At 70.8% G+C, this 19594-nt stretch carries 15 protein-coding genes; 7 read left to right on the forward strand and 8 right to left on the reverse strand.

Annotated features, from left to right (window positions below; genetic code table 11):
- Positions 1-133 precede the first annotated feature (133 nt).
- From V6S02_RS13305 to V6S02_RS13320, 4 genes are all read right to left on the reverse strand, one after another.
- On the reverse strand, positions 134-2410 hold the full coding sequence (locus tag V6S02_RS13305) for a glycoside hydrolase family 3 N-terminal domain-containing protein (protein WP_336401665.1): 2277 nt from the start codon (positions 2408-2410) through the stop codon (positions 134-136).
- A 94-nt stretch (positions 2411-2504) separates the two neighbouring features.
- Complete coding sequence (locus tag V6S02_RS13310) at positions 2505-3377, reverse strand: carbohydrate ABC transporter permease (protein ID WP_336401666.1); 873 nt, start codon at positions 3375-3377, stop codon at positions 2505-2507.
- A gap of 5 nt (positions 3378-3382) precedes the next feature.
- On the reverse strand, positions 3383-4396 hold the full coding sequence (locus V6S02_RS13315) for a carbohydrate ABC transporter permease (RefSeq protein ID WP_442927932.1): 1014 nt from the start codon (positions 4394-4396) through the stop codon (positions 3383-3385).
- A 1-nt stretch (position 4397) separates the two neighbouring features.
- Positions 4398-5687, reverse strand: a complete 1290-nt coding sequence (locus V6S02_RS13320) for an ABC transporter substrate-binding protein (protein ID WP_124292300.1) — start codon at positions 5685-5687, stop codon at positions 4398-4400.
- A gap of 158 nt (positions 5688-5845) precedes the next feature.
- Here V6S02_RS13320 and V6S02_RS13325 point away from each other — a divergent pair, with 158 nt between their 5' ends.
- Positions 5846-6844 carry a LacI family DNA-binding transcriptional regulator gene (locus tag V6S02_RS13325; protein ID WP_124292301.1) on the forward strand — a complete coding sequence of 333 codons (999 nt, stop codon included), beginning with the start codon at positions 5846-5848 and terminating at the stop codon, positions 6842-6844.
- On the opposite strand, the gene V6S02_RS13330 is transcribed toward V6S02_RS13325, so the two are convergent.
- The 3 genes from V6S02_RS13330 to V6S02_RS13340 all read right to left on the reverse strand — a co-directional run bounded on the left by V6S02_RS13330 (position 6816) and on the right by V6S02_RS13340 (position 12585).
- On the reverse strand, positions 6816-8048 hold the full coding sequence (locus V6S02_RS13330) for an ROK family transcriptional regulator (RefSeq protein ID WP_336401226.1): 1233 nt from the start codon (positions 8046-8048) through the stop codon (positions 6816-6818). The two genes, V6S02_RS13325 and V6S02_RS13330, sit on opposite strands and share 29 nt — an antisense overlap.
- Before the next feature lie 80 nt (positions 8049-8128).
- A complete protein-coding gene (locus tag V6S02_RS13335) occupies positions 8129-11470 on the reverse strand; it encodes an endo-1,4-beta-xylanase (RefSeq protein ID WP_336401227.1) in 3342 nt (1113 codons plus the stop codon).
- A 95-nt stretch (positions 11471-11565) separates the two neighbouring features.
- On the reverse strand, positions 11566-12585 hold the full coding sequence (locus tag V6S02_RS13340) for a LacI family DNA-binding transcriptional regulator (RefSeq protein WP_336401228.1): 1020 nt from the start codon (positions 12583-12585) through the stop codon (positions 11566-11568).
- 116 nt (positions 12586-12701) lie between these two features.
- On the opposite strand from V6S02_RS13340, the gene xylA reads away from it, so the two are divergent.
- From xylA to V6S02_RS13370, 6 genes are all read left to right on the forward strand, one after another.
- The gene (xylA, locus tag V6S02_RS13345) at positions 12702-13889 is read left to right on the forward strand and encodes a xylose isomerase (protein ID WP_336401229.1); all 1188 of its coding nucleotides are present in this window, start codon (positions 12702-12704) and stop codon (positions 13887-13889) included.
- 99 nt (positions 13890-13988) lie between these two features.
- Complete coding sequence (gene xylB, locus V6S02_RS13350) at positions 13989-15287, forward strand: xylulokinase (RefSeq protein WP_336401230.1); 1299 nt, start codon at positions 13989-13991, stop codon at positions 15285-15287.
- 68 nt (positions 15288-15355) lie between these two features.
- Entirely contained in the window at positions 15356-16069 is a 714-nt protein-coding gene (locus tag V6S02_RS13355; protein WP_336401231.1) for a GTP pyrophosphokinase, read from the forward strand.
- A 54-nt stretch (positions 16070-16123) separates the two neighbouring features.
- On the forward strand, positions 16124-16999 hold the full coding sequence (locus tag V6S02_RS13360) for a transposase (RefSeq protein ID WP_336401232.1): 876 nt from the start codon (positions 16124-16126) through the stop codon (positions 16997-16999).
- Between the two features lie 49 nt (positions 17000-17048).
- The gene (locus tag V6S02_RS13365) at positions 17049-18269 is read left to right on the forward strand and encodes a cation:proton antiporter (protein ID WP_336401233.1); all 1221 of its coding nucleotides are present in this window, start codon (positions 17049-17051) and stop codon (positions 18267-18269) included.
- Positions 18266-18757 (forward strand): glutaminase, encoded by a 492-nt coding sequence (locus V6S02_RS13370; protein ID WP_336401234.1) that lies wholly within the window; start codon positions 18266-18268, stop codon positions 18755-18757. The genes V6S02_RS13365 and V6S02_RS13370 overlap by 4 nt, the downstream gene beginning before the upstream one ends.
- Positions 18758-18778: 21 nt before the next feature.
- Here V6S02_RS13370 and V6S02_RS13375 read toward each other — a convergent pair whose 3' ends face one another.
- Positions 18779-19525, reverse strand: coding sequence for a glutamine amidotransferase-related protein (locus V6S02_RS13375; protein WP_336401235.1), 747 nt, complete (start codon positions 19523-19525; stop codon positions 18779-18781).
- Positions 19526-19594 lie beyond the last annotated feature (69 nt).

A 19594-nucleotide genomic window follows, 5' to 3' on the forward strand; every position in this document is an offset into this window, starting at 1 on the left:
GTGCAGCGAAAGTCATGACAACCTCCTTCACGCTCCACCCTGCGACGAACCGGGCCGTCAGCCCAGTGGGTTGACGGCCCGGCGTCGGAGGTATACCCGCGCGCCCGCGTGAGGGGACCCGACGTTCCGCCTGTCAGCGGACGCCGGCGGCCACGGAGGTCGGTGCCGTGCCGCGGGAGGTCGCCGCAGGCGTGACGCGGGCGGTCGCCATCCGCGGATCGCCCGCCCCGACGGGGTGGACCCCTCCGGTGATCTCGAGCGTCGCCGTCGTCTCGCGCTCGGCGACCGACGGTCCCACCCACAGGTGGATCGTGCCCGGCTCGACGATGCGGGTGAGGTCGCGTCCGCTGAAGGCGAGCCGCTGGGTGGGGACCTCGAACGTGACCGTCGCCGATTCACCGGGCTCGAGGGTCACCCGCTGGTAGGCGAGCAGCTGGGCCTGGGGCCTGGTGATCGTGGCGACGGGATCGTGGGCGTACAGCTGCACCACGTCGGTGCCGCTCCGCTCGCCCGCGTTGCGCACCGTGACCGTGGCAGTGAAGGTCCCGCCGGCGGCCACAGACCGATCGGCGGTGAGGTCTTCGCGGGCGAACGCGGTGTACCCGAGCCCGTGCCCGAACGGCAGGACGGGAGCGTTGGCGGCGCTGGTGACGTCGGAGGGACCCCCCAGGAGCGGGTGCAGGTAGGTGTAGGGCTGCGCCCCGGCCGAGCGGGGGAGCGACACCGGCAGCCGGCCCGACGGGTTGACCGCGCCGGTGAGAACCGCCGCGAGCGCCGCGCCGCCCTCTTCCCCGGGGAAGAACGACTGCACGACGGCGGCAGGGCTGCGCTCGCCCTCGACTGCCCACGCGATGGCGTAGGGGCGCCCCGTGAGGAGCACCATCACGACCGGGGTGCCGGTGGCGACGACAGCCTCGACGAGCTCTCGCTGCAGGCCCGGAAGGTCGAGGGACTCGACATCGTTGCCTTCGCCGACCGTGCCGCGGCCGAACAGGCCCGCGCGGTCGCCGACGACGATCACCGCGACGTCGCTCGCCGCGGCCCGCTCGACCGCCGACGCGATCCGCGACCGGTCGTCGCCCTCGACGTCGCAGCCGGGTTCGTGGGAGATCTCCGCGTCGGGGAGTGCGGTGCGCAGCGCCTCGAGCACCGTGGGGATCTCGAAGCCCATCGCGGTTTCGGGGTGGTGCGCGAGAACGTGGTTGGCGAACGAGTAGCAGCCCATGAGGGCTTCCGCGCTGTCGGCGTTGGGCCCGAGGACCGCGATCCGACGCGCATCGGGGCCGAGCGGCAGCATCCCGTCGTTGGTCAACAGCACCGTGCTCTCCTCGGCGAGCCGGCGGGCCACGCGGCGATGGGCGGGGCTGTCGAGGTCGATCTGCTGGGGCGGGGTGTCGAAATCGGCGTCGAGCAGACCCAGCTCCTCCTTCTGGGTGAGGACCCGCGTCACCGCCCGATCGATCACCGCCTCATCGAGGAGGCCGGAGCGCACGCGCTCGATCAGCGCGGGGTAGGCGTCGAGGGTGGGGAGCTCGACGTCGATACCGGCCTCGAGCGCGAGCTGCGCCGCCTCGCCGAGGTCGGCGGCGATCTGGTGCATGGTGTGGAGGAAGGCCACGGCGAAGTAGTCGGCGACCACGACGCCGTCGAAGCCCCACCGGTCGCGCAGCAGCTCGGTGAGGTACTCGGAGGACGCGGCGACGGGCACGCCGTCGATCTCGGCGTAGGAGTTCATCACCGAACGCACTCCGCCGTCGCGCACCGCCATCTCGAACGGCGGCAGGAAGACATCCGCCATCTCGCGAGGGCCCGCGTGCACGGGCGCGTGGTTGCGACCGGCCTGCGAGCCGGAGTAGCCGACGAAGTGCTTCAGGGTGGCGTGCACCCCCGCATCCTGCAGTCCCCGCACGTACGCCGTGCCGATCGTGCCGACGACGTAGGGGTCTTCGGCGATGCACTCGTCGACCCGGCCCCATCGCGGGTCGCGGATGACATCGAGCACCGGAGCAAGTCCCTGGTGGATGCCGAGCTCTCGCATCGATCCGCCGATGAGGCGGCCCATCTCGGCCACGAGGTCGGGGTCGAACGCCGCGCCCCACGCGAGCGGGGTGGGGAACGTCGCTGCCTGCCACGCGGCGAGACCGGTGAGACACTCCTCGTGCACGAGCGCGGGGATGCCCAGCCGGGTCTCACGCTGCAGCCGGCGCTGCTCGCTCCACAGCCACTCCGCCCGGGCGATGGGATCGACCGGGCGGGTGCCGTAGACGCGCGTGAAATGCCCGATGCCGTGCGTGACGGCGTCCTCGAACCGGGTGGAGGTCTTCATCTCGCCCGCGAGCGGGGCGACCACTTCATCGCCCTGGTCGATCCAGAAGCCGACGAGCTGGCCGAGCTTCTCTTCGAGGGTCATGCGGTGGACGAGGTCCAGGACGCGCTCGGATGCCGAGAGGGCAGGAGGGAGTGTCACGATGCTGCTTTCTTCGATGTCGACGAGGAAGGAGGCGTCAGCCCTTGACGGCGCCGGTCAGTCCGCCGACGATGCGACGCTCGAACAGGCTGAAGAAGATCAGCGCGGGGAGCATCGACAGGGACGTGAACGCCAGCACCCGTGCGGTGTCGACGGAGTACTGCGAGGAGAACTGCTGCACACCCAGGGGGAGGGTGAAGGCCGCCTCGTTGTTCAGGATGAACAGGGGGAGCAGATAGGCGTTCCAGCTGCCGATGAAGGCGAGGATCGACACCGTGATGACCCCGGGCACGGCCAGGGGCAGCACCATGCGCCAGAAGAACGCCAAACGACCGCAGCCGTCGATGTACGCCGCCTCCTGGATCTCATCGGGGATGGCACGCAGGAACGGCACCAGGATGATGATCGTCACCGGGAGCGCGAACGCGATCTGGGGCAGGATGACGCCCGGGAGGCTGTTCATCAGGCCGAGGTTGCGGATCACGATGTACAGCGGCGTGATCGCGACGGTGATGGGGAACATCAGCCCTGCGGCGAAGAGGGCGTAGAGCGCGCCGCGTCCGCGGAAGCTGTAGCGCGCGATCACGTAGCTGGCCATGAGCCCGAGCGCGACGGCGCCGACGGTGGTCGCCAGGCCCACCAGGGTGGAGTTGCCGACCTGCGTCCAGAACTGCGGAGCCGCCAGGACGCTGGCGTAGTTCTCCCAGCGCCACTCGGTGGGAAGTCCGGCGGGGTTGACGGTGATCTCGGAGTTGCTGCGGAATCCTCCGATGATGATGTACAGCACCGGGCCGAGCATCATCCCGATGACGACGAGGGCGATGAAGTAGACGCTCGGCGGGCCCCACGGGAGCTTCTTCGCGGGAGCGCCCTTGTCGCGTCGCCCGGCGACGCGGGTGGTGATGGTCATGGTGCTCATCCGGCACCCCTTTCGGTGATCGCGCCGGCGGTGTCGCGTCGCAGCACGTAGCGCTGGTAGACCAGGGCGACGACCAGCGAGATGAGGAAGATGACGACGGCGACGGCGTTGCCGTAGCCGAAGTTCCCGGCGTTGCGGCCGGTGGCGACCATGTAGATGGCCATGGTGTTGGTGCCCGCCACGGATGCGACGTACTGACCCCAGATGATGTAGACGAGGTCGAACAGCTGCAGCGCGCCGATGATCGACAGGAACGCCCAGATGCGGACGGTGGGTCCGAGCAGCGGCAGGGTGATCCGCCGCTGGATCTGCCAGTACGACGCCCCGTCGATCGCGGCGGCCTCGTACAGCTCTTCCGGAATCGACTGCAGACCCGCGAGGAAGAGGATGACGGCGAAGCCGACGTACTTCCAGGTGAGGATCGCCATCAGGGTCCAGATCGCGATCGCCGGGTCGGAGAGCCAGTCGGCCGCGAGGAACCCGAGCCCGGCGTTCTCGAGGAAGCCGTTCAGTGCTCCGCGGGTGGCCAGCAGGAGGCTGAACCCGGTCCCGACGACGACCTCGGCGATGACGTAGGGGACGAAGATCAGCACGCGGATGACGGACTGGCCGCGCATCTTGCGGTTCAGCAGCAGGGCCAGGAGCAGCGCGACCGGTCCCTGCATCACCAGGGAGGCGATGACGATGAAGGCGTTGTGCCCGAGCGCGGCCTGGAAGTTCGGGTCACTGAAGATGACGAAGTAGTTCTGCAGGCCGACGAAGTCGGTGGCCGGGCCGAACCCCGACCAGCGGAAGAAGCCGTAGTAGGCCGCCATCACCACGGGGAGGATGACGAAGCCGACGAAGAAGGCGACGGCGGGGCCCACCATGAGGAGGACCTCGAGGCGGCCGGACCAGCCCAGGCCGCGCGGATGGCTCTTGTCCCGCCGCACGGACGGGGGCGGCGTGGCGCCGCCCCCGTCGTGCTGCGCGAGATCGGAGTCCGTGGCGGACATCTCGCGAACGGTCATGTCAGCCCTGCGCGCCGGCGGTGTTGACCGACTGGATGAACTGCTCGGGGTCGCTGTTGCCCGCGAGCATGTCGACGACCGCGACGTTCAGTGCGTTGCCGACGTTCTGACCGAGAACCGTGTCGAGCCACTGCGAGACGAACGGGGCGCTGTTGTACGCCTCGAGGATCTGCTGCAGGTAGGGCTCGGTCACCGCTTCCTGCGCCACCGTGTTCACCGGGGGCGACTGGAAGGCCTCGTAGTACAGCTGCTGCTGCTCGGCGCTGGCGACGAAGTTGAGGAAGTCGACGCACTCGTCGGGCGCATCCGCGGCGCACGAGTATCCGTCGACACCGCCCATCATCGACCCGGGCTCACCCTCGCCGCCCTCGATCTCGGGGAACGGGAACCAGGCGAGGTCGGGGAGCGGCTGCTCGTCGGGTGTGAGGGAGGCGATGACACCCGGGTTCCAGGCGCCCATGAGCTCCATCGCGGCCTGACGGTTGGCCAGGAGTCCCGCCGACGATCCCGCTCCCTGCTGGGCGGGCGTGGTCAGGAAGCCCTCGTTGAAGGGCTCGATCGCGGCGAAGTCCTGAAGGTTCTCGGCGGCACGGGTCCAGCATTCGTCGCTGAAGTCCTTCGAGTCGCCGGTCTCTTCGATGACCTCGGGGCTGCACTCGCGGAGGGCGAAGAAGTAGTACCAGTGCGCGGCCGGCCACGCGTCCTGCGCACCGAGGGCGATCGGCGCGATGCCGGTGCCCTTCAGCGCCTCGACGGCCGATTCGAGGTCGTCGATCGAGGCGGGGGTCTCCTCGATGCCGGCCGCGGCGAACGCGTCCTCGCTGTACCAGAAGCCACCGGGGAGCACCGACAGCGGCATGGCCCACACCGAGTCCTGGTACGTCTCGGCGGCGAAGGAGCCCTCGGGGATCTCGGCGCGCACGTCGTCGGAGATCAGGTCGGTGAGGTCCTTCAGCTGACCGGCGTTGACCATGTCGGCCATCTTTCCGCCGCCGCGCTGCAGGAAGATGTCCGGCGGGTCGCCGGCGTTGAGCGCCGTCTGGAGCAGGCCGTCGAGGTCTTCGTTCTGCACCGACTGCATCTCGATGGTGACGCCCGGGTTCTCCTCTTCGAACGCGTCGATGGCGTTCTGCCAGAACTCCTGGCCGGGGCCGGTGGTGGAGTTCTGCCAGAGGGTCATCTGCACGCTGCCGTCCGCGGACTCGCCTCCGCCTCCACCGGCGCATGCGCTCAACACGAGCGCGCCGGCGAGCAGTGACACTGCGCCCGCTGTGATTCTGCTGGCTTTCATGTGATTCACCTGTTCTCTTCCTTGAGGTGCACTCTCGGTCCTCGAGGTGCTGCGAATTCCGGGCTGCTGTCGGGACCCGGACGGCGTCCAGTCTTCGTAACCGAAGGAAGTGTGTCAAACGTTTTCGAAAACAGTTTCAATGGCGCTAGCATCCCCCCATGGGATCCCGTCCGACCATCACCGACGTCGCCCGCGCCGCGGGCGTCTCGGCGGCGACGGTGTCGAAAGCCGTGAACGGTCGCTACGGCGTCGCTCCCGACACCGTCGAGCGCGTCCTGCAGGTCGTCGCCGAGCTCGGTTACGAGTCGAGCCTGGTCGCGTCGAGCATGCGATCGCGCAGAACCGGCGTGATCGGGGTGCTCGTGGCCGACTTCGAGCCGTTCAGCGCCGAGATCATGAAGGGCGTCGGGCGTGCCCTTCGCGACACGCATTACGACCTGCTGGCCTACAGCGGCTCGCGTCAGCAGAACGGCGAAGGGTGGGAGCGCCGTTCGCTCAGCCGGCTGAGCGGAACCCTCATCGACGGGGTCATCATGGTCACCCCCACCGTCGTCGGCGCGAGCGCCGAGGTGCCGATCGTCGCCGTCGACCCCCACACCGGTCGAGCCGACCTGCCCACCGTCGAATCCGACAGCTTCGCGGGTGCCCGCGAGGCCACCCGGTACCTGCTCGAACTCGGCCACCGGCGGATCGGCTTCATCGCCGGTCGCCCCGACCTGCGGTCATCCATCCTGCGGGACGCCGGGTACCGTCGTGCGCTGTCGGATGCCGGGGTGGCCTACGACCCGTCGCTGGTGCGGGTCGGGATGTATCAGCCCGACGTCGTGCGCGAGCAGGCCCGCGCGCTGCTGGCGCAGACCCGCCCGCCCACCGCCGTCTTCGCCGCGAACGACCTGTCCGCGCTGGCGGTGATCGACGTGGCCGCAGGGATGGGGCTGCAGATCCCCGACGATCTGTCGGTGATCGGCTTCGACGACATCCCCGAGGCGACGCAGGGGCCGGTGTCGCTGACGACCGTGCGCCAGCCGATGCAGGGACTCGGGGCGACCGCCGCCGGCATGCTCGTCTCGCTGATGAACGGCGAGACGCTCGACGCCACGCACGTGGGGCTCGCGACGCGGTTGGTGGTCAGGGGGACGACGGCGCCGCCGCGATGACCTCGGCGCCGACATGGACGGGCTCGGAGAGCTCCGGAACGCTCGAAGGATCGGCCAGGAGACCGTCGAAGACGACCTCGGCCGCGCCGATGAGCAGACGGTCCTCGGCGAGCGAGGCCAGGCGCAGCTGCAGGTCTTCCGTCGCGGCCGGCATCGCCTGGGCGCGCACGCGGGCGAGAAGGTCGTCGACGTCCACGTCGGCGATGGTCGCCAGGAACCCGCCGAGCACGACCACGGAGGGATTCAGGACGTTCACGGCGTTGGCAAGAGCGGTGGACAGGATGCGGCGCTGCCGCGCGACCTCGGCGGAGACGGCGGCCCGGCTGCCGGGATCGGGCGGATCGGCGAGGGCGGCGGCGAGTGTCGGCTCGTCGGCGGAATCGAGCCCGACGGCCGCGAGGAGTCGCGATCTGCTGACCTCGTCCTCGAGGACGCCGTCGGCGGCGAGCCGGTCTGCGCCGTCGGCGATCCCCGGTCGATTCTGACCGAACTCGCCCGCGTACCCGCCGGAGCCTCCGACGGCGACCCCGCCGACGATGAGGCCACCGCCGATGCCGCTCGCGCCGCCGTTGAGGTAGACGACGTCGTCGACGCCGCGGGCGGCGCCGAAGAGGTGCTCGGCCATCGCCCCGAGGCTGGCGTCGTTGGCGACCCGGGTGAGCAGGCCGGTCGCCTCGGCGACGAGGTCGCCGAGGGGGACATCGCGCCAGTGCAGGTGGGGGGCGTCGCGGACCAGGCCGTCGGAGGCGCGAACGAGGCCCGGGACGGCCAGGCCGATCCCCACGATCGCGGCATCGGCGAGCACCCCTTCGCGCCACGCCTCCAGCCGTGCTGCGAGGAGGGCGGTGGCCTCCTCGGGAGTCGGCGGCCGGTCGACTTCGTGACGCTCGCGGACGACGGTCGTCTGGTCGAGGCGTACGGCGGCGAGCGTGATCGCGTCGACCTCGGGATTCACGGCGATCGCGACGACACGCGGTGACACCGAGACGATCGGCGACGGCCTTCCCACCCGCCGGGCGGGGTCGGGTGCGCGCTCGGTCACGAGACCGTGGCGCACGAGCTGACCGACGAGGTCGGCGATCGTCGAACGATTGAGGCGTGTGGCCTCGGTGAGGCTCGCGCGGGAGAGGGGGCCGGTGCGATGCAACAGCGTCAGGATCGTCGACAGGTTCCGCTGCCGACCGCCGGGCCCGACCAGACTCATCGCTCCAGTGTAGGGAGAAGGGTGCCCCGCGCCCGGACGGACGCGGGGCACCGCAGTGGGGGAGGTGGGGAAGGTGCGCCTCAGCCCTGCATCCGCTCCCGTCGTCGCTGCACGAGGATCGCGCCGGCGAGAAGGGCCAGCAGGCCCGCGAGGCCCAGACCGATCGGCAGACCGCCGCCGGTCGCGGCGAGCGGGTTGCGCGGGTCGTCCGCCGTGCCGCCGCCCGCCCTGCCGGACGCCGGAGGCGTGGTCGGCGTGCCGGGCTCACCGGGTGCACCAGGCTCGGTCGGCGGCGTGGGCTCACCGGGATCGGTGGGCGTGGCGTCGTCCGCGGCGACGAGTTCTCCCACGCCCCAGCGAGCAGTGGACTGGTACCCGGCGCCGGTGGGGTCGGCCCAGTTGCGGATGCCGGTGCGCGCGCCCTCGGAGGCGTCGTTGACCTGGAAGTCCAGACCGTGGAACGTCCCCTCGCCGCCCGAATCGAGCAGGCTGATGCGGGCCTCGACGATGTAGCCGCCATCGACGGTCGACACCTGCGACTCCACTCGGTTTCGCTGGAACGCCTCGTCACCGGTTCCGAACGACACCGCGCCGGCCGCACTGATGCGGATCTGGGTGTCGTCGTAGCGGTACGAGCCGTTCTTGACGTTGCCGGCGTCGACGTAGATCTCGACCGAGTCCTGGATCCAGGGATCCGAACCGGAGACATCCACCACCGGGTCGGCGACCTCGGCCAGGACGAACAGCGCGTTGTCCTGCCAGAGGGTCCGCACCGACGCCGTGGCACCGTCCGTGCCCTCGACCTGGCGGTCGGTGGTCACGGCGTTCGCCGCTGCCCACGCGTCCTCCACGGCGCCGTCGATGGTCGGCGTCTCGGGGGCCTCGACGACCTCGACGAACGACAGCGGCTCGACGAGCGTGAGGTTGCCGAGCTCGCCGGCCGTGTTCCACCCGGCCGTGGCGTCGCCGTCGGCGATCCTCACGTCGAAGCGGACCACGTCGCCGAGGTCGGCGTCGCCGAGCGGCAGGGCCGCGACGATGAGGTAGCCGGTCTCTGTCTCGGCGACCGACGCGGACACGTCGCCCTCACCGTCTCGGCCGACGACGTACTCCTGGCCGCCCACGGTGAAGCCGACGCCGTCGGCGTCATCCCTCGATCCGTCCGTCACCTCGACGTACGCAGTGAGGGTGCCCGGCTCCCAGCGCAGCTGGAACGCGCCGCTCTGCTCGATCGGCAGCAGAGGAAGGCGCTGCCACTCGGACGCGGTGGTCGCGGCGTCGTCCACCGGGACGGAACCGCCGAACACGAACGCGCTGCGCTGCCGCGCGGGCAGCTCCTCGTCGACGGCACCGAAGAAGGCGGGCTTGCCCTGGTAGGCGTCGTCGAACAGCAGCGGAGCGCCGTTGGCGGAGCGCCAGCTGCGGCCGTCGGTGAGACCCCACACGGTCACGCTGTAGAGCTCGTCGATGTTCTCGCGGAACACCCGGAAGGCGTCACGGTAGTAGTAGCCCTGCTCGATGAGCAGCGCCTCGCTCACCGGAGTCCCGGTGGTGACGTCGAGCTCGGTGACCACCTGGGTCACCGGCAGATCGGCGAACGTCCGGATCGCCTGCTCCAGAGCCGAGACCGGCATCGCCAGGCTCACGTGGAACTGGTGCCCCACCCCGTCGATCGGCACGCCGCGGGCGAGGAGCCGCTCCACGAGTGCGAGATAGCGCCCCTGCTTGCCCGACTGCTCGGTGTTGTAGTCGTTGATGAAGAGCGTCACCGGTCGGTCGGTGCCGTCGGCGGCGTAGACGTCGTTGAACGCTTCGTCGGCGTACTGGAACGACAGATCGATGAACTCCTCACCGAGGATGCGGTACCACTCGCTGCGACGGAGCCCGTCGGCGTACTCGGAGCCGTCGGAGACGACCTCGTTCACCACGTCCCACGCGTTCAGCGGGTTGGTGCCGCCGAACTCGCCGTACTCGGTGGCCAGCCACTCGGCGACGTTGAAGATGTGCTCGCGGAGGCGATCCCGCAGGATCTGCTTGTCCGCGTCGCTCGTCGTCAGCGGCGAGCCGTCGGCTGCCTGGAAGAAGAACGCCGGCGTCTGGCTGTGCCACACCAGCACGTGGCCGTACACCGCCAGGTCGTTGGCCTCGGCGAAGTCCATCAGCGCGACCGCCTCGGGGTTGGCGCGGAACTGGCCGTTCGCGTCGTACCAGGCCTCGGGCTTCATGTAGTTCTCGCCCGTGATCTGGTCGAAGTGACGCAGCAGCAGCTCCGAGGCGACACCCGTCGTCTCGCGACTGTCGATCGCGACGCCCACCGGCACGTCGAGCGTGTCCTGCAGCGGCGTGAGGTCCTGGATCTCACCGGGCTCGGGAACGCTCACCTGGATGTCGTCGAAGTACAGGTCGGACGTGTTCGTGCCGTTGTAGTCGGTCTCGAAGTAGAGCAGGCCCGTGTCGAACGCCTGGAGCGGGAAGGATGCCCGCACCTGTGTCCACCCTGAGTTCGTGACGGTCGCGAACTGCGCCAAGGTCGAGAAGGTCGTCGCCCCCTGGTAGTCGCGCTGCAGGCTCAACCAGACCGGACTCGTCGGCTGACCCTCGCCGAAGCGCACCCAGGCGGTCACCTCGTAGGTGGTGTTTGCCTGGAGCTCGGCGATGTCGTGGCCGAGGCCCGAGCCCTGCGAGGTGCGTCCCGTCAGGGCTGCCGCCTGGCTGCCCTGCTGCGCGTCGTCGGTGGTGAGGGCCACCGTCGGAGCGCCGCTGCCGCTGTCGCGCGGAACCCAGCCGCCGAGGCCCTCTTCGAAGTCGTTCGAGAGCGCGGTCGGACCGGTCACCGGCGGGGTGCCCGGGTCGGTCGGGTCGGGGGGATCCGTCGGGTCGGTCGGCTCGGTGTCGAGCGCTGTGACGACGAGGTCGTCGACGTAGTACGTGTAGGGCGCGGGCGTCGCGAGCTCGGACGTGCCGATGTAGAGCTGCAGCGCGGTCAGATCGGCCCCTTCGGGCACGGTGTACTCGCCGGTCACGGTCGTCCATGAGGTGGCCGAGATGGTGGTGTTCCCGATCCAGGTGAAGTCGGGCTTCATCACGAAGCGCGCCTGGGTGTCGGGCACGCCCTCGGCGAGCTTCATCCGTGCCGAGACCTCGTACGTCGTTCCGGCCTCGAAGATGCCGGTCGGGCTCTGGACGCCGTCGAAGTCGGCGGTCCTGTCCTGGACCGCCAGCACGCGGCTGCCGTCGACCTCGGGGAAGGCGAGCGTGTTCTCACCTCCTCCGCTCTGACTCCAGCTGCCGGTGGTGCCGTCCTCGAAGTCGATCGAGGCGATCTCGGTGCCGGCGGCCGAGGCGGCCGACAGGGGGGCGACGATCAGTGCTGCGGCTGCCAGGACGGCGGCCGCAGCGGATCGGGCGCGATGTCGTCTCACGAATACGCTCCTTTGCGCGGGGTTTGTCGTGGTCGCAAACCTATGTGCGCGCAGAGCTGGCGAGGGGCTTCCTCATGGAAACGTTACGAAACTTCTCACTTAAGTTTCGAGTGGGGCGCGGGTGCCGTGCTCTCCCTCACCACGAGGTGGGTGGCCAGGTCCATCCGCAGCGTCTCGGGGTGCCCGCCCGCACCGAGTCGGAGTGCCAGACGGGTGGCTTCCTCTCCCATGCGGCGCAGCGGCTGATGCACCGTCGTCAGCTGCGGGCTGAACCAGCGCGCGAGCGCGATGTCGTCGTATCCGACGACGGAGAGATCAGCCGGGACCTCGAGTCCCGCACCGCGCGCCGCGGCGATGACCCCGATCGCCTGGAGGTCGCTGCCGGCGAAGATCGCCGTGGGCCGGTCGGGGAGTGCGAGCAGTTCCCGGGCCCACGTTTCGCCGCCCGAGGGGTGGAAATCGCCGAAACGCACCCAGCCCGGGTCGACGGGCAGGCCCGCGGCGTTCATCGCCGAGCGGTAGCCGTCGAGGCGGGCGTGCGAGCACATCGCATCGGAGGGGCCAGTGATCGCAGCGATCCGTCGGTGCCCGAGCTCGATCAGGTGGCGGGTCGCCACCAAGCCTCCCGTCCAGTTCGCCGATCCCACCGCGGGTACATCGGCGGCCGGGTCACCGGACGGATCGACGATGACGAACGGGATGCCACGACGCTTGAGCTTGTCACGATGGGCGGGTGCGAGGTCGGAGAAGACGAGGATGACGGCGGCCGGGCTTCGGCGCAGGACGCCGTCGATCCAGTCGTCGCCGGGGGCATGCCGGTCGCCGCTGAGCGTGAGCACGGTCGACAGGCCCGACTCCGCCGCGACGGTCTCGACGCCGGTGATGAGGTCGGTCGACCAGCTCGGCTCGAGCTCGTGGAGGACGAGCTCGACGTACTCGCCCCGACGGTTGCCGGCTCGGCGGGTGTAGCCGTGCTCGGCCAAGAGCCGCTCGATCCGCGCCCGGGTCGCCGAGGCGACATCCGTCCGGCCGTTGAGGACTTTGGACATCGTCGCGATCGAAACCCCGGCCTCTGCGGCCAGCTGCGCCAGCGTGACGCGCGTCGTGTCCGTCATGGAACGAGTGTACGGCGAAAGTTTCGAAGCTCGATGGCGGGCTTCGCGCGAGGCTGGACCCGCCGGTCCTCATGGTATAGGTTGTTAACCGCAACATTTTCCCGCGAAGGAGCGCCATGCCCACCCCTACCCGCGCCGACAAGTTCTCGTTCGGCCTCTGGACCATCGGATACAACGGCACCGACCCGTTCGGCGGCCCGACGCGACCCGCGCTGGACGTCGCCCATGCGGTGGAGAAGCTCGCCGAGCTCGGCGCCTACGGACTCACCTTCCACGACGACGATCTCTTCGCCTTCGGCTCGAGCGACAGCGAGCGCCAGACGCAGATCGACCGGCTGAAGGGCGCCCTCGCCGACACCGGCCTCATCGTTCCGATGGTGACCACCAACCTCTTCTCCGCGCCGGTGTTCAAGGACGGGGGCTTCACCTCCAACGACCGCCAGGTGCGGCGCTTCGCCCTGCGCAAGGTGCTCCGCAACATCGACCTGGCCGCCGAGCTCGGCGCGAAGACGTTCGTCATGTGGGGCGGCCGCGAGGGCGCCGAGTACGACGCGGCGAAGGACATCCGTGCCGCCCTGGAGCGCTACCGCGAGGCCGTCAACCTTCTCGGCGACTACGTCACCGACAAGGGCTACGACATCCGCTTCGCCATCGAGCCGAAGCCCAACGAGCCCCGCGGCGACATCCTGCTGCCGACGCTCGGTCACGCCCTCGCGTTCATCGACTCGCTCGAGCGGCCGGAGCTCGTGGGCCTGAACCCCGAGGTCGGCCACGAGCAGATGGCGGGCCTGAACTTCGCCGCCGGCATCGCCCAGGCGCTGTACCACGGCAAGCTTTACCACATCGACCTCAACGGGCAGCGCGGCATCAAGTACGACCAGGACCTCGTGTTCGGTCACGGCGACCTCCACAACGCTTTCGCCCTGGTCGACCTGCTCGAGAACGGCGGCCCCGGCGGGGTGCCCGCCTACGACGGTCCCCGTCACTTCGACTACAAGCCCTCGCGCACCGAAGACGAGACCGGCGTCTGGGACTCGGCTGCTGCGAACATGCGCACCTACCTGCTGCTCAAGGAGCGCGCCGCGGCCTTCCGCGCCGATCCCGAGGTGCAGGAGGCGCTCGAGGCGTCGAAGGTCACCGAGCTCGCCCAGCCCACGCTGAACGCCGGTGAGTCGTACGACGACCTGCTCGGCGACCGCTCGGCGTACGAGGACTTCGACGCGCAGGCCTACCTCGGCGGCCACGGGTTCGGCTTCGTCCGTCTGCAGCAGCTGGCCACCGAGCACCTGCTCGGCGCGCGCTGACCCTCGAAACCCACCTATCCGCGCGAAACCCACCGTGACGCTGTCGGTCTCGACGGCCGCGGTGGGTTTCGGCGGCTCACGCCACACGCAAGGAGAGCCATGGCGCTCGTGATGGGGGTCGACTCGTCGACCCAGTCGTGCAAGGTCGTCATCGTCGACACCGCCACGGGCGACGTCGTCCGCCAAGGACGCGCCACGCACCCGGAGGGCACCGAGGTCGACCCGGCCGCCTGGTGGCAGGCCCTGCAGACGGCGATCGAGAAGGCCGGGGGCCTGAACGACGTCGAGGCGTGGGCCATCGGCGGGCAGCAGCACGGCATGGTGGTGCTCGACGCCGACGGGCGCGTCATCCGTCCGGCCCTGCTGTGGAACGACACCCGTTCGGCGGGCGCCGCCCGCGATCTCATCGCCGAGTTCGGTGCCGACGACCTGGCGCAGCGCTCCGGCCTCGTGCCGGTGGCCTCGTTCACCATCACCAAGCTCCGCTGGCTCCGCGACGCCGAGCCCGCAAACGCCGCGCAGGTCGCCGCGGTCGCCCTCCCGCACGACTGGCTCACCTGGCGGCTGCGCGGGTTCGGGCCCGCGGGCGAGGCCCCGCGTGGTGGGGTTCTCGACGAGCTCGTCACCGACCGATCGGATGCCTCGGGCACCGGGTACTGGGATCCCGAGACCGGCGGCTACGATCATGCGCTCCTCGAAGCCGCGCTCGGGCACGACGCCCGCCTCCCGCGCGTGCTCGGCCCCGACGAGTACGTCGTCGACGCCGACGGGCGGCGCGTGGGCGGCGGAGCCGGCGACAACGCCGGTGCCGCACTCGGCCTCGGCGCGGCCGCGGGCGACGTCGTGATCTCCATCGGAACGAGCGGGACCGTCTTCGCCGTCAGCGATGGGCGCACGATCGACCCGACCGGCACGGTCGCAGGGTTCGCCGACTGCACCGGGCGGTTCCTGCCGCTCGTGGCGACCCTCAACGCCGCGCGCGTGCTCGACGCGATCGCCCGCCTCCTGGGCGTCGATCACGCCGAGCTCAGCCGTCTCGCGCTCGCCGCCGAGCCGGGGGCGGCGGGCCTCGCACTCGTGCCGTACTTCGAGGGCGAGCGCACACCGAACCTGCCCGATGCCACCGCATCGCTCGACGGCATGACCCTCGCCTCCACGACCCGCGAGAACCTCGCGCGCGCCGCGGTCGAGGGGATGCTCGGCGGGCTCGGCGCGGGCCTGGACGCCCTCCGCGACCTCGGCGTGCCGCTTCGCCGCGCCCTGCTCATCGGCGGCGGCGCCCAGTCCGAAGCGGTGCGCGAGATCGCGCCCCTCGTGCTCGGCATGCCCGTCGAGGTGCCGGCGCCCGGTGAGTACGTTGCCCTCGGCGCGGCACGGCAGGCCGCCGGCATCCTCTGATCTTCGCGCCCTCACGAGCGTCGCAGCTCTCCCAGCGCGCTCAGAGCCGGCGTGCCTAGCGTCGGAGCATGGATCCCGCACCCGACGACGACGACCGCATCTCGGTGAGCCCGGCCGAGATGCGCGCGCTCCGCGACGAGATGCAGCGGTTCCTCCTGGAGTACCGCTTCGGCATGCAGGAGATCGAGACGAAGATCGCCATCCTCCGCGATGAGTTCCTGTACCTGCACGACTACAACCCCATCGAGCACGTCTCGAGCCGGGTGAAGTCGCCCGACAGCATCGTGGACAAGGTGGCGCGCAAGGGCATCGATCCCGAGTTCGCCGCGGTCCGCGAGCACATCACCGACATCGCGGGCGTCCGCATCACCTGCAGCTTCGTCACCGACGCCTACCGGCTGTTCGACCTGTTGACGCGCCAGGACGACGTGACGGTGCGCACCGTGAAGGACTACATCACCGACCCCAAGCCGAACGGCTACAAGAGCCTTCACGCGATCGTGGAGGTGCCGGTGTTCCTCTCCACCGGTCGTGTCACCGTGCCGGTGGAGGTGCAGTTCCGCACCATCGCCATGGATTTCTGGGCGAGCCTCGAGCACAAGATCTACTACAAGTACGACCGGCAGGTTCCCGAGGGACTGATCGAGAGTCTGAGGGATGCCGCCGACACCGCGGCCGAGCTCGACGCCCGCATGGAGCGGCTGCACCGTGAGCTGCACGCGCCGGCCGTCCCGCCCGCCGAGCCGGTACCGGTGCCGCGTCGGGGCGCGCTGGCGGTCTGACGCCGCGCGACACCTCGCCCGGTCGGCGTGAGCCGCACGGGGCAGAATGGGGCGATGGCCGGTGATGCGGGCGACGAGAACGGCGGCGACGCCGGCGAGCTCGATGCCGTCGCCGCCGAGCTCTACGCCCTACGCCCCGACGAGTTCACCGTCGCACGCAACGCCCGCGCCCAGGCCGCGTCGCGGGCGCTCGGCACCCGCATCCGCGCCCTCCGCAAGCCCGCGGCCTCCGCCTGGGCGGTCGACCTGCTGGCCCGCGAGGGCCTCCTCGCCGAGGTGCTCGAACTCGCCGCGGCGCTGCGCGAAGCGCAGGACGACCTCGACGCGCGGGAGCTGCAGCGCCTCGGCCGGGAGCGCCGCGCGCTGGTCCAGGCGCTCACCCGCCAGGCGGTGTCGCTCGCCGCAGACCAGGGCGTGACGGTGAGTGCGGCCGCGCGCGACGACGTCGCCGCGACGATCACCGCCGCTCTCCTCGACCCGCTCGCCGGTGCGGCGGTCGCGACCGGGCGCCTCATCCGGCCCCTCGAGGCGACCGGCGTCGACCCGGTCGACCTGTCCGAGGCCGTGGGCGGCAGCATCCCCGGGGTTCCCGACGCCCCCGCCCGCCCGGCTCGCACGGATGATCTCGCCGCGCGCCGGGCCCGCAAGGCCGCCGAGCAGGCGGTGCGCGCGGCGGAGCGCGGCGCGAGTGACGCCGAGCGTGAGCTCGCCCGGGCGGCCGCCGTGCTCGCCACAGCGACGGAACGTGCCGAGCACCTCTCCGACCGGGTGGAGGAACTGCGTGCGCAGCTTGCGCGCGTGGAGAAGGATGCTCGCGCCGCCGCCGACGCGCGGACGGCGGCCGAGGGCGCGCGCGCCGCCGCCGCCGAGCGGGTCGACGGCGCCCGCCGCACCCTCGAAACCGCCCGCGAGGCCCTTCCCCCGGAATGATCGCCGCTCGGCGCTGACTCGCGACCCGCCGCTCGCTACGCTGAGCGACGTGAACGGGTTGGACATCGCCGCCGTGGTGATCGCGCTGGTCGCCGTCGCGGCGCCGCTGCTGGTCCGCGGCCTCAGCCGCTGGGTCGCCGTGCCCATCGTGGTGTTCGAGCTCCTCCTCGGGATCCTCGTCGGGCCGCAGGTTCTCGGCTGGGTCGGCGAGTCGGCGTTCATCGACTTCCTCAGCGAGTTCGGGCTCGTCGCGCTGTTCTTCATCGCCGGCTCCGAGATCGAAGCGAGCGCACTGAGAGGGCGGAGCGGCCGCTTCGCGTGGTTGGGCTGGGCGATCAGCATCGCCGTCGGCGTGGGGATCGGCTTCGTCCTCTCCCCGGGCGAGGCCGGCGTCATCATCGGCATCGCGCTGGCCTCCACGGCGCTCGGCGCCCTGGTGCCGATCCTCCGCGACAGCGGCGACCTGCGCACCCCGTTCGGCCGCTCGGTCATGGCGGTCGGCACTGTCGGCGAGTTCGGTCCGCTCATCGCGATCACCCTGTTCCTCGGCGGACGCGACATCGGCACGGCGACCGTGGTCCTCCTGGTCTTCCTCGTCGTCGCGGCCGGTGCGATGGTGCTCGCGTACCGGATGCCGCAGGGCCCGCTCTACACGGTCGTCACCGCCACCCTCCACACCTCGGGCCAGTTCGCCATCCGGGTGATGTTCCTCATCATCGCCGCGCTGGTGGTGCTGAGCGTCATCCTCGGTGTCGACGTGCTGCTGGGCGCCTTCGCGGCCGGGGTGATCTGGCGCCTCCTCATGCGAGGGGCGGGCGAGAAGCAGCGCAAAGACGTCGAGACCAAAGTCGAGGCGGTGGCGTTCGGCTTCCTCATCCCGGTGTTCTTCATCGACACCGGCATCGAGTTCGATCTGGCGAGCTTCATCGCCGAACCCCTGCTGATCCTGGCCGTCCCCGTCGCCCTCATCGGGCTGCTGGTCGTGCGGGGGCTGCCCTCGATGCTGGCTGCGCCGCGGGGATCGAGTGCGCGCGACCGCGTGGCGACGATGTTCATGGGTGCGACCGCTCTGCCGATCATCGTCGCGGTGACGACGATCGGCGTCGACGAGCAGGTGCTCGACGGGTCTACGGCGGCGGTGCTGGTCGGGGCCGGGATGCTCTCGGTCCTCCTCTTCCCGCTCCTCGCCGCGATCACGCGCGGGAAGCGCGCGAGATCCGCCGGTGACAGTCTCGAGTGGGATTCCGCCCCGATGGCCGATCCCGCGTGAGCTCCCTCGACGATCTGCTCGCCGCCGCCCGTACCCGGCTGGCCGACGCGCCGCGTGAGGGGCTCGGGGAACTGCTCCCCCCTCGGCGCCTGCTGGGCATCCCCCGCGCGCCCCGGATCGTCCGGCGGGGCGCCGCGTGGCATCTCGGAACACTCCTGCTCACCGACGACGAGCTGCTGGCGACGGGTGACATCCTGCGTGCGCGCGCCGAAGTGCGGCGCGGGTTCACCGCCGAGTCGCAGCGGCAGCGGGCGGCGCTGGCCGCGGCGGCTCGACGGGGCGGGTTCGCCGAGGGCGAGACCGTCCACGTCGGATGGCAGCGCCTGGACCTCGACGCGATCGGCCGCGGCGTCGCATCCGGCCCGGTGAAGACGCTCGACGACGAACCATGCGTCCGGTGGAGCGCGACCGGCGGCTATGTCCCGCTCGCGGGATATCTCGACGAACGGGTCGGTCTGCTCATCGAACCCCCCGGAGGGGCGACCTGAGCGCTCCTGCCGGAGCAGGTGTCAGGCCGGTGAGCCGAAGCGCGCACCGAACGCGGCCAGCAGTCGAGCCGGTTCGCTGACCGGCGTGGCGAGCACCCGCTCGGCGATGACGTCGTAGTCGCGCGCGTCGTAGTAGCCGTCATTGCGGTAGACCTGCATGCGCTCGGTGAAGGCCCTCGGGGTCAGCTCGGGATGGAACTGCGTGGTGTAGAGCCGATCGCCGACGCGGTAGGCCTGCACCGGGCAGGCCTCGTTCGTGGCGAGGTGCACCGCGCCCGTCGGCAGGGCGGCGGTGCCCTCCTTGTGGCCGGTCAGAGCCGAGAACGTCGACGCGAGCGAGGCGAAGAGCGGGTCGTCCTGAGCGGCGGGCGTCAGCGACACGTCCGTGGGGCCGGCATCCTCGGGAAATCCGCGGCTCACCTCGCCACCGAGGAGCCGCGTGACCACGCTGATGCCGTAGCAGGTGAACATCGCCGCGAGGCTGTCGCCCCCGGCCGCGGCAGCGGCGACGCGCTCGAGGTCGCGTTCGACGCGGCGCTGCACGTCGGTCTTCGTCGACTCGGGATCGACGACGTTGAAGGGGCTGCCTCCCACCACGACGGCGCGGTAGGCGTCCAGCGCGCCGTCCGGCAGGGGGGAGCGGACGAGATCGTGACGGTGCATCCGCTCGGGGCCGACGCCCATCGCCTCGCGGAACGACGCGTATTCGGCCTCCGCCGCCGCCTCCTGGGGCCGCGCGCAGAGGTAGAGCAGATCGGCGGAGGTCACCTGTGAAGTTTAGGTCGGGCTCGGATGTATCACACGCCCGGGTGGTGCCTCTGTTCGGGTGTGGCCACA

It is taken from the genome of Microbacterium sp. CCNWLW134 (assembly GCF_037083565.1).
Classification (GTDB): domain Bacteria; phylum Actinomycetota; class Actinomycetes; order Actinomycetales; family Microbacteriaceae; genus Microbacterium.

Coding starts and splice junctions, on each gene's coding strand:
- V6S02_RS13305 (WP_336401665.1), bottom strand. CDS start 2,410: ATGACCCTCGAAGAGAAGCTCGGCCAGCTCGTCGGCTTCTGGATCGAC.
- V6S02_RS13310 (WP_336401666.1), bottom strand. CDS start 3,377: ATGACCATCACCACCCGCGTCGCCGGGCGACGCGACAAGGGCGCTCCC.
- V6S02_RS13315 (WP_442927932.1), bottom strand. CDS start 4,396: ATGACCGTTCGCGAGATGTCCGCCACGGACTCCGATCTCGCGCAGCAC.
- V6S02_RS13320 (WP_124292300.1), bottom strand. CDS start 5,687: ATGAAAGCCAGCAGAATCACAGCGGGCGCAGTGTCACTGCTCGCCGGC.
- V6S02_RS13325 (WP_124292301.1), top strand. CDS start 5,846: ATGGGATCCCGTCCGACCATCACCGACGTCGCCCGCGCCGCGGGCGTC.
- V6S02_RS13330 (WP_336401226.1), bottom strand. CDS start 8,048: ATGAGTCTGGTCGGGCCCGGCGGTCGGCAGCGGAACCTGTCGACGATC.
- V6S02_RS13340 (WP_336401228.1), bottom strand. CDS start 12,585: ATGACGGACACGACGCGCGTCACGCTGGCGCAGCTGGCCGCAGAGGCC.
- xylA (WP_336401229.1), top strand. CDS start 12,702: ATGCCCACCCCTACCCGCGCCGACAAGTTCTCGTTCGGCCTCTGGACC.
- xylB (WP_336401230.1), top strand. CDS start 13,989: ATGGCGCTCGTGATGGGGGTCGACTCGTCGACCCAGTCGTGCAAGGTC.
- V6S02_RS13355 (WP_336401231.1), top strand. CDS start 15,356: ATGGATCCCGCACCCGACGACGACGACCGCATCTCGGTGAGCCCGGCC.
- V6S02_RS13360 (WP_336401232.1), top strand. CDS start 16,124: ATGGCCGGTGATGCGGGCGACGAGAACGGCGGCGACGCCGGCGAGCTC.